Annotated in this window: 12 protein-coding genes and 2 pseudogenes; 8 read left to right on the forward strand and 6 right to left on the reverse strand. The window is 60.2% G+C overall.

Annotated elements, in window-relative coordinates; all coding sequences use genetic code 11:
• Positions 1–217, reverse strand: a pseudogene (locus BFQ04_RS29855) (hypothetical protein); the annotation flags it as partial.
• A gap of 2 nt (positions 218–219) precedes the next feature.
• On the opposite strand from BFQ04_RS29855, the gene macA reads away from it, so the two are divergent.
• Positions 220–1,371, forward strand: a complete 1,152-nt coding sequence (gene macA / locus BFQ04_RS25685; RefSeq protein WP_065953195.1) for a macrolide transporter subunit MacA — start codon at positions 220–222, stop codon at positions 1,369–1,371.
• 3 nt (positions 1,372–1,374) lie between these two features.
• Complete coding sequence (locus BFQ04_RS25690) at positions 1,375–3,333, forward strand: MacB family efflux pump subunit (RefSeq protein WP_065953196.1); 1,959 nt, start codon at positions 1,375–1,377, stop codon at positions 3,331–3,333.
• 369 nt (positions 3,334–3,702) lie between these two features.
• On the opposite strand, the gene BFQ04_RS25695 is transcribed toward BFQ04_RS25690, so the two are convergent.
• Positions 3,703–4,374: a response regulator transcription factor gene (locus BFQ04_RS25695; RefSeq protein ID WP_175413320.1), complete on the reverse strand. Its 672-nt coding sequence runs from the start codon at positions 4,372–4,374 to the stop codon at positions 3,703–3,705.
• Between the two features lie 343 nt (positions 4,375–4,717).
• On the opposite strand from BFQ04_RS25695, the gene BFQ04_RS25700 reads away from it, so the two are divergent.
• Positions 4,718–6,139, forward strand: a complete 1,422-nt coding sequence (locus BFQ04_RS25700; protein WP_065953198.1) for a serralysin family metalloprotease — start codon at positions 4,718–4,720, stop codon at positions 6,137–6,139.
• Positions 6,140–6,145: 6 nt separating this feature from the next.
• On the opposite strand, the gene BFQ04_RS25705 is transcribed toward BFQ04_RS25700, so the two are convergent.
• Positions 6,146–7,558: an aminotransferase-like domain-containing protein gene (locus BFQ04_RS25705; RefSeq protein WP_065953199.1), complete on the reverse strand. Its 1,413-nt coding sequence runs from the start codon at positions 7,556–7,558 to the stop codon at positions 6,146–6,148.
• 158 nt (positions 7,559–7,716) lie between these two features.
• Here BFQ04_RS25705 and BFQ04_RS25710 point away from each other — a divergent pair, with 158 nt between their 5' ends.
• The 5 genes from BFQ04_RS25710 to BFQ04_RS25730 all read left to right on the forward strand — a co-directional run bounded on the left by BFQ04_RS25710 (position 7,717) and on the right by BFQ04_RS25730 (position 11,915).
• Positions 7,717–7,899, forward strand: a complete 183-nt coding sequence (locus BFQ04_RS25710; protein WP_057721870.1) for a rubredoxin — start codon at positions 7,717–7,719, stop codon at positions 7,897–7,899.
• Between the two features lie 27 nt (positions 7,900–7,926).
• Positions 7,927–8,796 (forward strand): sugar phosphate isomerase/epimerase family protein, encoded by an 870-nt coding sequence (locus BFQ04_RS25715; RefSeq protein ID WP_065953200.1) that lies wholly within the window; start codon positions 7,927–7,929, stop codon positions 8,794–8,796.
• Positions 8,797–8,867: 71 nt separating this feature from the next.
• A complete protein-coding gene (locus BFQ04_RS25720) occupies positions 8,868–9,500 on the forward strand; it encodes a LysE family translocator (protein ID WP_065953201.1) in 633 nt (210 codons plus the stop codon).
• Between the two features lie 78 nt (positions 9,501–9,578).
• A complete protein-coding gene (locus BFQ04_RS25725) occupies positions 9,579–10,637 on the forward strand; it encodes a diguanylate cyclase (RefSeq protein WP_065953202.1) in 1,059 nt (352 codons plus the stop codon).
• A 48-nt stretch (positions 10,638–10,685) separates the two neighbouring features.
• Complete coding sequence (locus BFQ04_RS25730) at positions 10,686–11,915, forward strand: M20/M25/M40 family metallo-hydrolase (RefSeq protein ID WP_065953203.1); 1,230 nt, start codon at positions 10,686–10,688, stop codon at positions 11,913–11,915.
• Between the two features lie 54 nt (positions 11,916–11,969).
• Here BFQ04_RS25730 and BFQ04_RS25735 read toward each other — a convergent pair whose 3' ends face one another.
• The 3 genes and pseudogenes from BFQ04_RS25735 to BFQ04_RS30195 form a co-directional block, all read right to left on the reverse strand.
• Positions 11,970–12,389, reverse strand: coding sequence for a hypothetical protein (locus BFQ04_RS25735; RefSeq protein ID WP_065953204.1), 420 nt, complete (start codon positions 12,387–12,389; stop codon positions 11,970–11,972).
• Positions 12,390–12,965: 576 nt separating this feature from the next.
• Entirely contained in the window at positions 12,966–13,298 is a 333-nt protein-coding gene (locus BFQ04_RS30190; RefSeq protein ID WP_371914542.1) for an RHS repeat-associated core domain-containing protein, read from the reverse strand.
• A pseudogene (locus BFQ04_RS30195) lies at positions 13,231–14,364 on the reverse strand (type IV secretion protein Rhs); the annotation flags it as partial. The pseudogene BFQ04_RS30195 and the gene BFQ04_RS30190, both read right to left, overlap by 68 nt.

Genomic DNA, 14,364 nt, shown 5'->3' on the forward strand with positions numbered 1-14,364 from the left:
GCCATCCATGGCCCAGTGCGGCTAACCCGGCGTCCTGCCGGGTTGCCCACGGATTCAAGCCTGCGTTCGGCCAGCGTGGTTTGACGGGGCGCCTTAGATCAAAAGCCAGATCAAGATCAAGATCAAGAGCGACTCGCTGCGCATCGTGGTTAGCGTTGGTTGCTGCGGCGTTGTGTGGATTTCCATGCTCAATCAAAAAGCCCAACTTTATGGTCATTTATGCAAATGTCTAAGTTACGCAAAATCGGCATATTCGCAGTGCTGGCCATTGCCGTCGGATTGGTTATCTACACCGTCAAGGCGCCGGCCGATGCGCCTCAATATCTCACGGCCACGGTTGAACGCGGCGATATCGAAAACGCCGTCCTCGCCACCGGCCTGTTGGAAGGCGTCAAGCAGGTCGATGTGGGTGCGCAGGTTTCCGGTCAGTTGAAGTCGCTCAAGGTCAAGGTCGGTGACAAGGTCAAGAAAGGCCAGTGGCTGGCTGAAATCGATCCGCTGATCCTGCAGAACACCCTGCGCAAGGCCCAGGTCGATGAGGAGAATCTGCAGGCTCAACGCCGCGCCACGGCGGCGCAGGTCAAGCAGGCCAGGTCGGTGTATGAGCGCTACAAGGGCTTGCAGGCCGATGAGTCGGTGTCGCGCCAGGATTTCGAGGACGCCGAGTCGACCTTTCAGGTGCAGCAGGCCAATCTGTTGTCGTTGGATGCGCAGATCAAAAGTGCGCACATCCAGATCGACACGGCCAAGGTCAACCTGGCCTACACCCGCATCAATGCGCCCATCGACGGCGATGTGGTGGGCATCGTTACCCAGGAAGGCCAGACCGTTATCGCCAACCAGCTGGCGCCGGTGCTGCTCAAGCTGGCCGACCTGGACACCATGACTGTCAAGGCCCAGGTGTCGGAAGCGGATGTGATTCATATCAGCCCCGGCCAGCAGGTGTATTTCACCATTCTCGGTGAGGCCGACAAACGCTATTACGCCAAGCTGCGTGGCACTGAACCGGCACCGCAGAATTTTCTGGAAACCCAGACCGCCGGCACGCCCAAGCAGAATACGGCGGTGTTCTATAACGCCCTGTTCGATGTGCCCAACCCCGACCACCGCCTGCGCATCGCCATGACCGCCCAGGTGCGTATCGTGTTCGACACCGCCGAGGCTGCGCTGATGGTGCCGGTGGCGGCGCTGGGCGCGCGCAATGCCGAGGGCGGCTATGCAGTGCGGGTGTTGGATGCCAAGGGCAGGGCACAGGTGCGTGAGGTGAAGACCGGTATCAACAACAACGTCAAGGTGCAGATCCTCGACGGCCTGGTCGAGGGCGACAAGGTGGTGATTGGCGACGCCTCGCCTGCCGTGGCGGGGAATTGAGCCATGACTCAACCTCTGCTGGAGCTCAAGGGCATCACCCGCAGTTTCATGGCCGGCGAGCGCGAATTCATCGCGCTCAAGGGCATCGACCTGACCATTTACGCCGGGGAAATGCTGGCGATCATCGGCGCCTCGGGTTCGGGTAAATCGACGCTGATGAACATCCTCGGCGGCCTGGATTACGCCACCGCCGGCAGCTACAAAATCAACGGCATCGAAACCCGTTCCCTGGGCGATGAGCAACTGGCGGAACTGCGCCGCGATTACTTCGGGTTTATCTTCCAGCGCTACCACCTGCTGGCGCACCTGAGTGCCTTGCACAACGTGGAAATGCCGGCGATCTATGCCGGCGTCCCGGAAAGCCAGCGCCACAGCCGCGCGCGGGAGTTGCTCGCGCGCCTGGGCCTGTCGGGGCATATCACCCATCGGCCGAGCCAGTTGTCCGGTGGGCAGCAGCAGCGCGTGAGTATCGCCCGGGCCTTGATGAATGGCGGCGAGGTGATCCTCGCCGACGAACCCACCGGCGCCCTCGACACCCACAGCGGCAAGGAGGTGATGCGCATCCTCGCCGAGCTGCACGCGGCCGGGCACACGGTGATCATCGTCACCCACGACCCCAAGGTGGCGGCCAATGCCCAGCGTATCGTCGAGGTGTGCGACGGCGAGATCGTCAGCGACAAGGCCAACGACAGTGCCGGCCTGGAGCTGCCCGGCGAAGCGCCGCTTGAGCCCCGGCGCAGCGGCGCACGGCGCCTGGTGGCGAGCCTGGGGTTGTTCAAGGAAGCGTTCAACATGGCCTGGGTCGCGCTGATTTCCCATCGCATGCGCACCTTGCTGACCATGCTCGGCATTGTCATCGGCATCACCTCGGTGGTGTCGATCTCGGCCATCGGCGAGGGCGCCAAGCGTTATGTGCTCAAGGACATCCAGGCCATCGGCAGTAACACCATCGATATCTTTTCCGGTACCAGTTTCGGTGACAGCCGCGCCTCCGCCATCGAGACCTTGATGCCTGCGGATGTGGACGCGTTGAACCAGCTGTATTACGTCGACAGCGCCACCCCGGTGGTGGGGCGCAATCTGTTGCTGCGTTTTGGCAATATCGATGTGGATGCACAGGTCAACGGCGTCAGCGACCGCTACTTCAAGGTCAAGGGCGTAAAGCTCGAAGCCGGTATCGCCTTCAGCGAAAGTGATGCACGGCGTCAGGCACAGGTGGTGGTGATCGACCACAACACCCGGCATCGCCTGTTCGGGGCGAACGTCGACCCCCTGGGCCAGGTGATCCTGGTCGGCAACCTGCCGTGCACGGTGATCGGGGTGACGGCGGACAACAAGAACCTGTTCGCCGCCAGCAAGGCGCTGAACGTGTGGGTGCCGTATGAAACGGCGGCGGGACGCCTGTTGGGCCAGCGCCATCTGGACAGCATCACCGTGCGCATCAAGGACGGCCAGCCGAGCAAGGTGGTGGAGGACAACGTCAATAAGCTCATGCTGCAACGCCACGGCACCAAGGACTTCTTCACCAACAACCTCGACAGCATCATGCAGACGGTGCAGAAAACCAGCCGCTCGCTGGCGCTGCTGTTGTCATTGATCGCGGTGATTTCATTGCTGGTGGGTGGCATCGGGGTGATGAATATCATGCTGGTGTCGGTCACCGAACGCACCCGCGAGATTGGCATTCGCATGGCGGTAGGGGCGCGGCAATCGGATATCCGCCAGCAGTTTCTGGTGGAGGCGGTGATGGTGTGTCTGATCGGCGGGATTATCGGGATCTCGCTGTCCTATGCCATCGGCTATGTGTTTTCGCTGTTCGTGAAGGAGTGGGAAATGGTGTTTTCCCTGGGCTCGATCATCACCGCGTTTGCCTGCTCGACGCTGATCGGCATCGTGTTCGGCTTTGTGCCGGCGCGCAATGCGGCGCGGCTGGATCCCATTGAGGCATTGGCTCGGGATTGATCCTTTTCATCCAATCAGTAACAAATGTGGGAGGGGGCTTGCCCCCGATGGCAGTGTGTCAGTCAATGCATAGTCAAGCTGCCACACCGCTATCGGGAGCAAGCCCCCTCCCACATTTTTATCGATGTCGACTTAGAGACTGGTGTTGTCTTCGGTGGAGCACATCCACCGCAACAACGAATGCCGGCGCGCAATGCGGCGCGGCTGGACCCGATCGAGGCACTGGCTCGGGATTGATCCTTTTCATCCAATGAGTAACAAATGTGGGAGGGGGCTTGCCCCCGATGGCAGTGTGTCAGTCAATGCATAGGCAAGCTGCCACACCGCCATCGGGAGCAAGCCCCCTCCCACATTTTTACCGATGTCAGCTCAGAGACTGGTGTTGTCTTCGGTGGCATACATCCACCGCAACAACGAATGCCGCCCGCTGATGCCCAGCTTGATCGCCGCGCGCTTGAGGTAGCTCTCGATGGTGTTGACCTTCAGCGCCAACTGTTCGGCCAACTCCGGCGCGGTGCGCCCGGCCAGCAGGCCTACGCAGACTTCCAGTTCACGGTTGGACAGCGTTAACCCCGATTGCACCAGGCGCTCCTGAATGCGGCGGCGCAAGGTTTCGATGCCCTGGTTTTGTGGTTCCTGCGGCGTACTGCCAGGGGGGCATGGCTGGATCGCGCTGATGTGGTTTTCTACCATGGGCAGCAGCAGCGTGGAGAAGTCCTGCAGCATGCTGCGCTCTTGCGCCGAGAAGGTTTCGGACTGGTGCGAGCGGTACACCGACAACACATACCGCACATCGTCTTTACGGCGGGTGAGGTGCAGTTGGGCGGCCGGTTGCTCTTCGCCCAACGCCACCGCCGAGTCGGTATAGACCGGGCTGATCCTGCGGCGGGTGTGGCCGGCGGCATTCACTCGCAGTTGTGTGATGTGCGTGGCGTCCACTGCCAGTTGGGTAAGGATCAGGTCATGCAGCATACGTGGGAAGTGGCGACTGCCGGTGCTGGCGATGACCTTGCCTATATGTGGGAACAGGTGTGAGTTCATCAATTCGTCCATGAGTTTCGGGTGCAGGTATTGGGTCTTATAACGACGGGGATTAAGAGGCTAGCCAATGGGAATAACCTGCAATGTTAGTGCTGCCCGCCGAACCCTATGCTAGTACAGCCTGACAAAAGGGTGGGGATCCAATCGTTAAAAAAAACAGATTTAAAGCGCATAACGACCATTGCGCCTGATTTCGTGGTGGGCGTAAGGAGGTCGCCTACAGCTTCGGTGGTCGATGCCCGAGCCAGTTTCCGTAAGCGCCTATACAAGAGGGCGAAGCAACGTGCAGTTTGTCGAGTTGGGGGCGCTCAAGATGGAACCCCAGCCAGATAGGAGTGTGCGTATGAAAACTGTTGCCTCTCTCCCCAGTGATGCGTTGCGGCTTATCGAAGCCTTCCGGCATCGAGATGATCGCGGCGGTGACATCCGCCATAACGGCTTGCCCTCCAAATCTGCCGAGGATGCGGCCTCGCACCTCTGGCGAAAGAGCCCGGGGTGGCCGGACAAGAACGGTGATGGCCGCTATGACGTGACCTACGAATTTCGTACCCCGCCCGTTGACAAGAACGCGAGGCAGTTGGGTAAAACCGGGTTCACCCATATCCTGGAGAACCAGCGCCAGCAGACCCGGCTCAGCATGCAGAGCATTGCAGACGTTGCGAATGTCAGGTTTACCGAGGGGCCGAGAACGGCAGCCAGCGAAGGGCACATCACCCTTGGAAACTTCGGCCAGAGAATCAATGGTAAAGGTCAGCTTTACAACGATACGAGCTATGCCGTGTTGCCCGCGCCAGGTGTTGCCAGCAGCGGTGATATCTGGTTTGCGGTCAGCAAAGGCAACACCTCTGTGGTTGACGCCGCATTGGGAAATGCGGGGCGCTATACCATCGTCCATGAACTGGGGCATGCCCTGGGGCTAGCCCATACGGGCGACTACGACAGGACGCTGACTAAAGAACAAGTGGGCTATCACGAGGACTCGCAGAGTCACAGCGCCATGAGTTACCGGGGCGAGCGCACCGGCTATATGAATCATGCGGGCATGCGCGCTTCGGCGCCGCAGCTTGACGATATCAGTGCCTATCAACGCAAGTACGGCGCCAACCACGACACCCGCAAGGACGACACCACCTACGGCTTCAACTCCAATTCGGACCGCGACTTCCTGAGCGTCAACACTGCCAAGGATAAAATGGTAGCGGCCATTTGGGACGGTGGCGGCAATGACACCCTGGACTTCTCCGGCTACACGCAGCTTCAGCGAATCAGCCTGCGGGAGGGGACCTTCTCTGACGTCGGTGGCCTCAAGGGGAATGTGTCGATTGCCTACGGCGCGATGATCGAAAATGCCATCGGCGGCTCCGGCAACGATTTGATGGTGGGTAACGAGGTGGCCAACGAGCTCAAGGGCGGAGAGGGCGATGACTGGTTATATGGGGCAGAGGGGGCCGACACGCTGTGGGGCGGCAAGGGCAAGGACCTGTTTGCATATGGGCGCGCCAGCGATTCGACCCAGGCCGCACCCGACCGGATCATGGATTTTGTCAGCGGCGAAGACAGGGTCGATGTCTCGGGCGTCAGAGCCTCGCTGGGGATTGCGCAACTGACCTTCGTCGACGCATTTTCCGGCGCCATGGGTGAAGCTATGTTGACTTATAACCCAGTGCTGAAAATGAGTAGCCTGGAGATCTGCGCTGCGCCGAATGAGCCGAATTTCGTGCTTAGCGTAGAGGGTCAATTGCAGCGCAGTGATATCGTCAGTTGAGGCTTTTCATGCCTGCGCAAGCCGATGCCGCAGCAGCGCCTCGAACACCCGCTGCGCCCGTGGCTCATCACTATGGGCCACATTGAAACGCATCAAGTCCCGGTGAGCCGGGTCATAGCCAAACAGCACGCCCGGCGCCAGCACCATGCTGCGCTTCAGGGCTTGCTGGGCCAGCAGTTCGCCGTTGACGCCCGGCGGCAGGCGCGCCCAGATAAACATGCCGCCTTCGAAGGCCATCGGCAGTTCGCAGCCGCAGCGCTTGAGCCATTGCTCGACGCGCCCACCGGCTTCCATCAGGCGCTGGACCATGCGCTTGCGGTGTTTGGCGTAGCTGCCTTCACTGAGCATGCGGTACACGATCTGCTCGAACAGCTCCGAGGTCACGCCGCCGCTCATCAACTTCATGTTGGTCAGGTTGGCGGCCAGTTGCGGCGCGGCCACCACGTAGCTGACGCGGGTATTGGCGCTGAGGATCTTCGAGAACCCCGACAGGTAGGTGACCTGGTCCAGCCCGGCGACGGCGGCCAGGCGCGGCGGCGGATTGGGGTGCAGGTCGCCGTAGAGGTCATCCTCGACGATATGGCAGTGATACTGCTGGGTCAGTTGCAGCAGGCGAAACGCCTGGCCGGGGCTGAAGGAATGGCCTGTGGGGTTATGCAACACGCTGGTGGTCAGGTACAGGCTGGGCCGGTGTTCGGCCAGAAGGTGTTCGAGGGCGGTGAAGTCGAAGCCGTCGGGGCGGCGTTCGAGCGTCACCACCTTGACGCCATGCAGGGCCAGGTTGGCGTGGAAGTTGAAGTAGCACGGCGCGTCCAGCAGCACCGTGTCGCCGGGCCGTACCAGCAGGCGCATGAGCATGTCCAGGCCCTGCACGGTGTTGGGTGTGGTGATGATCTGTTCCACCGGCACCGACAGGCCTTCGCTGTGGAGTTTCTGCTGCAGCGCCTGGCGCAACGGCAACAGCCCGGCCGGCGTGCCCAGCCCGGCGATGCGCAGCGACGGCGCGCGCACCACGCTGCGCATGGCCTGGCGGATCGCTTCGCCGTTCAGCCAGTCCTCCGGCAAGTGCCCGCCACCGGGACGCAGTTCACCACTGGCGGTGACCAGGGGCCGGCGCAACACGCTGAGCAGGTCCTGGGGCAGCAGGTCGACCCAGGTCACCGACGCCGGGCGCGCGCTGTCCATCGCCACGAAATAGCCACGGCCCTGGCTGGAGGTGAGCAGGTTGCGCCCGCGCAGACGGTCCAGGGCCTCATTGAGGGTGAACTTGCTGACACCGAGAAGTTCGGTCAACTCGCGTACCGACGGCAACTTGCTGCCGGGCGCCCATTCACCGGCCTCGATGGCCTGGCTGAACGCTTCCACGATCTGCTGGACCTTGGGTGTGCCTTCCACAAAGGCGATGGCGGATACCAACATGAAACGTCCTTATGTTTGCCGGTGATTTTACCGGTGAAGTCAGGCCGGATTAGGCATCACTTTACCTGCCTGGCGCAATGCCATTCCCCTAGACTGCGCGCCATCTCGCCAGGAGTTGGCGAAATTTCCTATACGCGAGCAATGGATTTTGCATTCTCATGAAGACTTATATGTGTGCACCCTGCGGTTTTATGTACGTAGAAGAATTGGGCATTCCGGAGGACGGAATTCCCGCCGGCACCCCTTGGGAAGAGGTGCCTGAAGACTGGACATGCCCCGATTGCGGTGTGACCAAGGCCGATTTCATGGCCATCGAACTCGCTGACGCTGTACCCGCCTGACCCTCCATCAACGAAAGGAATCGCTCCATGGAAAGTAAACTGATCAACCCCGCCGTGCCGTTCTGCACCGGTGTGGCCCACCAGAAATACCTGGCCGCGGAACAGGGCCTGCAAGCCGCCATCGAAGGGCAGTGCACCCACTGGTATGTGGACGGCAGCCTGTTCGGCGAAATGGTCGACGATTGGACCGATGCGCGCATCGAAAGCCTGCAGGCGCAGATCGCCGCCAGCGGCGTCAAGCCGGTCTTCCATGGCAACTTCAAGGCGCCGCTGGGCAGTGACGTCGAGGCGTTCCGCGTGGCCGCGGTGGCCTATGTCAAGCAGGAGATCGATATCGCCAGTCGCCTGGGCGCGCCGCTGATCATTCACGGTGGCTGCATCGTCGAGCCGAAAATGGTGCTCAAGGCCAAGAAGGTGGCGCTGGAGCATTACCTCAAATCAGTTCAGGAACTGGCCAGTTACGCCGCGGCCAAGGGCACGGACATCTACCTGGAAAACCTGTCCAACTACGTCAACTATCGCCCCTTCCACTACATCTTTACCCATGAGGCGGAATACCCGTTCGTGTTCGAGCGCCTGCAAGCCCACGACAACGTGTATTTCTTCCTCGATGCCGGCCACGCCAATATCGAAAACGGCCTGCCGGCGGCCGTGGTGCGCAAGTATCACCACTTGATCAAGGGCATTTCCTTCAGCAACAACAACGGCGTGCAAGACCAGCATTTCGGCATTCACGACGGCAACTGTGACTACGCCGACGTCATGCAAGCCATTGTCGAAACCAACTGGAAAGGCCTGGTGGCGTTTGAAACCCGCAACCAGACCGCCAAGGCTGCCCTGGCCGACCTGGCCTTGATGTACCGCGAATCCCTGACGACCGAAATCGCCGTCGCCTGATGTCATCCAGGGGCGTGCGCCTGTGGTGCCCGCCCCGTTGTTGCCGTTCTCTCCATTCAAGGTCCCGGACCATGACAAGTGCGTTAACGCTGTCTTCTTTTCTCTACTTCCTGTTGTTCTGCGCCACCATGACCTTCAGTCCCGGCCCCATGACCCTGCTGTTGTTGAGCCTGGGCTTGAAGGACGGCCTGCGCAGTTCGATCCCGGCGCAGATCGGCGCCAGTGTGTCGTACCTGATTTCGATCCTGATCTTTGCCGTGGGCTTTTCCGAGCTGATCAAGGGCAACCTCGCGATTACCCAGGCCATCCAGTTTGTCGGCGTGGCCTACATCCTTTACCTGGCCTACAAGCAGTGGACCAGCAGCGGCGTGTCGATCGACAAGGCTGGCGCCGTGGAGGGCTCGCGCAGTCTGTTCGGCAAGGGTTTGCTGACCGGCTTTTCCAATCCCAAGACCATCATCATGTTCAGCGCCGTGTTCCCGCAGTTTGCCGGGGCGGGTGAGCACAGCTCGGCGGCGGATATCGCCATCCTCGGCCTGACCTTTCTGCTGCTGCAATTTGCCAGCGGTTGCCTGTACTGCTATTTCGGCCAGCGCATCAAGCACGTGCTGGAAAACCCCCGGCGGCGCGTGCTGCTGCAGCGGATCACGGCGGTGATGTTGCTCGGCGTGGCGTTGATGCTGGCACGTGGCTTTTCGCACTGATGCATTAGCCTGCAAGCAGTAGTGGCGTTTTGACTTTACCCTGATAGACTTCAGGCATTGACCCAGGATGCCCCTATCATGCCAGCCGTCGGAGGAAATGGACTTCCGCTCGCTTCGCGCTTGTACAAATCCCGTCTCCTGGGTATGACGCTCGGCTTTGTGTGCGTGGCGTTTGCGATGTATCCGCTGAACCCGTCCCCATGGGTGTGGGCCTGGATGCTGATCAACGCGTTTGCCTGGCCGCACCTGGCATTTCAAGCGTCGTTGCGTGCCGCCCATGCGTTGCGCAGTGAGCGCCGCAACCTGTTGTTCGACTCCTTCTGCGGCGGGTTCTGGGTCGGCGCGATGCACTTCAATCCGCTGCCCAGCGTCACCACCTTGTCGATGATGAGCATGAACAATGTCGCCATCGGTGGGCCGCGCTTCATGCTGGCGGGGTGGGTGGCCCAGGCCCTGGGTATCGCCACGGCGCTTTTGATATTCGCGCCGGCCGTTATTGCCGTGACCACCCAGGTCCAGTTGTACGCCTGCCTGCCGATCCTGATGCTGTACCCCCTGGCCCTGGGCTGGATCTGCTACCGCCAGGCGGTGACACTGGCGCGGCACAAGCGTGAACTGCTGGCCTTGAGCCGCACCGACAGCCTGTCGGGCCTGCTCAACCACGGTGCCTGGAAAGACCATCTGGAACTCGAGTTCCAGCGTTGCCGCCGTGGCCCGTCGGGAGCGGCCATTGCGCTGATCGATATCGACCACTTCAAACTCATCAACGACACCTATGGCCATCTCACCGGTGATATCGTTTTGCGCCAGTTGAGCAAGGTCTTGCGCCAGAACCTGCGCGGCACCGACCTTGCCGGGCGCTACGGCGGCGATGAGTTCTGCGTGATCCTGCCGGACATGCCGCTCAACCGCGCCACTGAGGTGATGGACGCCCTGCGTGATCGTTTCAACGCTTTGGCGTACGCCCAGGACCCGACCCTGCGTGCCAGCTTGAGCATCGGCCTGGCGCTGTATCACCCCGGCCATGTCGACTCCGTCAGTTGGCTCAACGATGCCGACCGTGCCTTGTACGAAGCCAAAAGCAGCGGGCGCAACCGCGTCAACTCACTGCAGGGGGCTTGGTTGCGGTCCGTTTAGTGGGGTAGGGTGTGATGGCACCCCTTCAACAAAAACAAGGACCGGTTCATGCTCTTCACCTTCCCCCGTACCCTTCTGGCCGCCACCCTGGCCTTGTCCTTCGCCCTGCCGGCCTACAGTGCCGAACCGCACAAACAAATCCAGGCGGATGCCGAACAGTACAAGGACCAGGCCCTGAAACTGTTGGAACGCCTGGTGAATATCGACTCCGGCTCCGGCTACGAGCCCGGCCTGACCCAAGTGCGCGATATTGCCGTAGATGAATTGAAACAGCTGGGTTTCAGTATCCAACTGGTGCCGGACAAGGCCGCCAACAGCAGCCATGTGGTTGCCACCCTCAAGGGTACCGGCAAGGCCAAGATCCTGCTGATGGCGCATATGGATACCGTGTTCAAGGAAGGCTCGGCCGCCGAGCGTCCGTTCCATATCAAGGATGGCCGTGCCTATGGCCCTGGGGTAATGGACGACAAAGGTGGCATCGTCGCCGGCATCTACGCGCTGAAAGTCCTGAAAAACCAGGGTTTCAAGGACTATGCGCAGATCACCTTCCTGCTCGATGCCAGCGAAGAGACCGGCTCCGACGCCGCGTCCGAACTGATCCGCACCACCGCCAAGGGCCATGACGTGACCCTCAACCTGGAACCGGGCCGCCCAGCCGACGGCCTGGTGGTCTGGCGCAAAGGCAGCGCCACCGCGGTGGTCGAAGTCAAAGGCAAAGCCGCCCACGCCGGCGTCGCTCCCGAATTGGGGCGCAATGCCGCCATGGAAGTCGCGCACCAGATCCTGCAACTGGGCAAGCTGGGGGACGAAGAAAAGAAAACCACCATCAACTTCACCGTGCTCAAGGCCGGCGACCGCACCAATGTCATCCCCGACCAGGCCACCGCCAAGGCCGATGTGCGCGCCGCGTTGCCGGAAGAGTTCGACCGCATCGAGAAAGACCTGGCGCGGATTTCAGCGGACAAACTGATCCCCGAAACGGAAGTGAAGACCAGCCTGCAACGCGGGCTGCCGCCAATGCCGCAAACGGCGGAATCGGACAAACTCGTCGCGATTGCCCAGGGCATCTACGGGGAGCTGGGCAAAACCCTGACCATCGAAGGCAGCGGCGGCGCGGCGGATGCAAGCTTGTCGGCCGGGGTAGGGACGCCGACGCTGGATGGGTTTGGGATCGTGGGCGGCAATATTCACACGCCTGAGGAATATGCCGAGGTGGAGAGTGTGGCGCCTCGGGTTTATTTGTTGAGTCGGATGATTATGGAGTTGGCCAAGCGTTGAAGTAGATCATGCACTTGTGGCGAGGGAGTTTGCTCGCTCGCCACAGGCGGTGGGTTACCAAGTTGATTGGTCTTCGCGGCTGGCTTTTTGGAGGTCGTCTTTCCAGACTTCATTGGCGAGTCGGTAGATGTCGGCGAAGAAACCTCGAAGGTCGACTATTTCTGTTTCATCCCAGGCCATCGTAGTGTATTTGTCTGGATCGTCATCAAAGTAAGATTTGAAGTTGAAATTCACGGTGTTCAAGACGAAGGATAGGCTTTCTATTAATTTGTATCTGTGTCGATAGGAGAGTCTTTTGTATGGGTCTAAGCAATATTTTAGTATGAGATTTTCTCTGTCTTTACTGTTATTCGGGTTATAGCGAGCGAGTTCTTTCCCCTTGGTTTCTTCCCTGTCATAAATATCAAAAACTCCCACGAAATAATAAAGGCTGGCGTCGAATGGGACGGTGTCGGAGCCGGGGTGATATAACATTTGTTGTCATTCCTTAATGGGGAATAAGGTGAAAGGTGTGCCGTCTTCTCGAAATTTCATTTCTACAGCATTCATGGATGGGTTAAAGGTTGGGTTGGTTGGGTCTCTTCTGTTTGGCCTGTAGCCTCGTCCAGCTCCTGGTAATTCTAAACGTACAATATCGTTTCTGCTGTCATCAACGCCGGTGTAGCGCGGTAGCCCCCGCTCTGTCCGCGAGGTGGCTTTTGTCCATGCCTGAAGCTGAAACTTCCAACTGTTAAATTGCGAACTCGGGACCCCCCCTTCTATTTATTGGCGTTCTCCCCGTTATTGGGTCTGTTCCATCAAACGATCGCTTTTCTACCTTGTGATTCTCTACCTCCGGGCCGTGCTTGCCGACCATATGCATGTCGTACTTTTCTTCGTACTCCAGGATTCGACGCTTCGCATTGGCCTCGGTAAGTTCCTCAATCCTGGCCTGTCTAGCTGTCAGCCGCGGCTCGGGAGTTCGTGGCTCACCAGAGTCAACTCTAGCGGAATCAAAAGGACTTTGGGCTTTATAAGCTGGTCTGCATTCAGCGGACTCCGGACAAGAACTTAATCCAGCGGATCTACCCACCCAGTAGGATTGGGCACGTACTGGTACCCATTGATCCCACCCGCCAGCTTCACCGGATCTGGCGTCAGGTAACGACCGATATTCGGGTGGTAGTAGCGATGCCGGTTGTAGTGCAGGCCGCTTTCCTGGTCGTAGTACTGGCCTTGGAAACGTAGAGGGTTGTCGATTTTGCCGACGTCGAGGCGGCTGATTTCGCCGTATGCGCGGTGGTGCGCGGACCAGACGATTTCACCGTCGGGCGTGGTGAGTTCCTGCGGTGTGCCGAGGTGCCGCTGCATCGCCCTTCGGATTCGACGCCACGGCAGGCACATCGTCCACCGACTCCTGGCGCACCAACGCCGTACGCTGCGCCTTGCTGCGCACCATCGGCACCGGGTTCGAAACCAGATGCTCGCCAGCCTGCAACGGCGCCACCGGCACCGCCTTGACCGGCGTCGCCGCACTGCCCAGCAGCAACGGCTTTGCCGTCTCCACATGCGGCCCCAACCCAGGCCCAGGCACCTGCCTGGCCAGCAACTCCAGTAACGCCCGCGCCCGGCCGGATTTAATAGAACTCAACACCTGAGCCCCCAACCGAAGCTGCACCCCCATCCCCCGCGTAGCCCATAGCAGCAGCAGGTTGATCAAGACTTCGCCGGTGATCTCACCCAACAGTTCGTACATCTCGGGCGGCGGCAGCAGGCGTATCCAGCTGACCATCGCCGACAAATAGATAAACAACAGCGGCTCATCACTGAGCACCAGCAAGCCCTGGGCGAGTGTGTCCTTGCCCAGTTTCAGCAGTTCATCGAGTTCGGCTTGGGAGAGGTACTGCAGCAGCTTCTCGCTGTTGGACTTGAGGTTCGCCAACAGGTCGTACAGCTCGGTGATGTTGTCCCACAGGTTGTAAAACGCCTGGCCAATCCCGCTTGCAAAGGCCGCGCCCTGTTTCGCGCTGCGCTTGAAGGGTAGGGCTTTGGCAAAGTCTGCCCATTGAGGCTCGAAGCGCTCGTGCCATTGCTTGCGCAGGTCCGCTTCCAGCCCGGCAATCACCGACTGGTAGGACGCATACAGCGCCTTGACGTGATCTTTGGAGACATTGGGGTAGAAAGTGACTCGGTACTGCTGGTCGCGAGTACATTCGGGCACTTCAAGCATGCCGCTGGGGCCGATGGTGCGGTGCAGCGGCGCGCCAATGGGCGTGCCGTCCTGGGCGATGGCTTGCAGCGTCACCGGCGTGTTGCCGATGGGGACGAAGCGGGTGCTCTCGAACAGGTGCACCAGGGTCAGCCCACCCTGGGCCTTGCATTGAGCGACTGTGCGACTGGGCGTGTCGGAAGAGATCGGCGCCACCAGTGCGACGTCATCCCCGACCTTGAACACCTGCTCGACTTCCAG

Origin of the sequence: Pseudomonas sp. 37 R 15 (genome assembly GCF_900004865.1) — a bacterium.
Classification (GTDB): domain Bacteria; phylum Pseudomonadota; class Gammaproteobacteria; order Pseudomonadales; family Pseudomonadaceae; genus Aquipseudomonas; species Aquipseudomonas fluorescens_AM.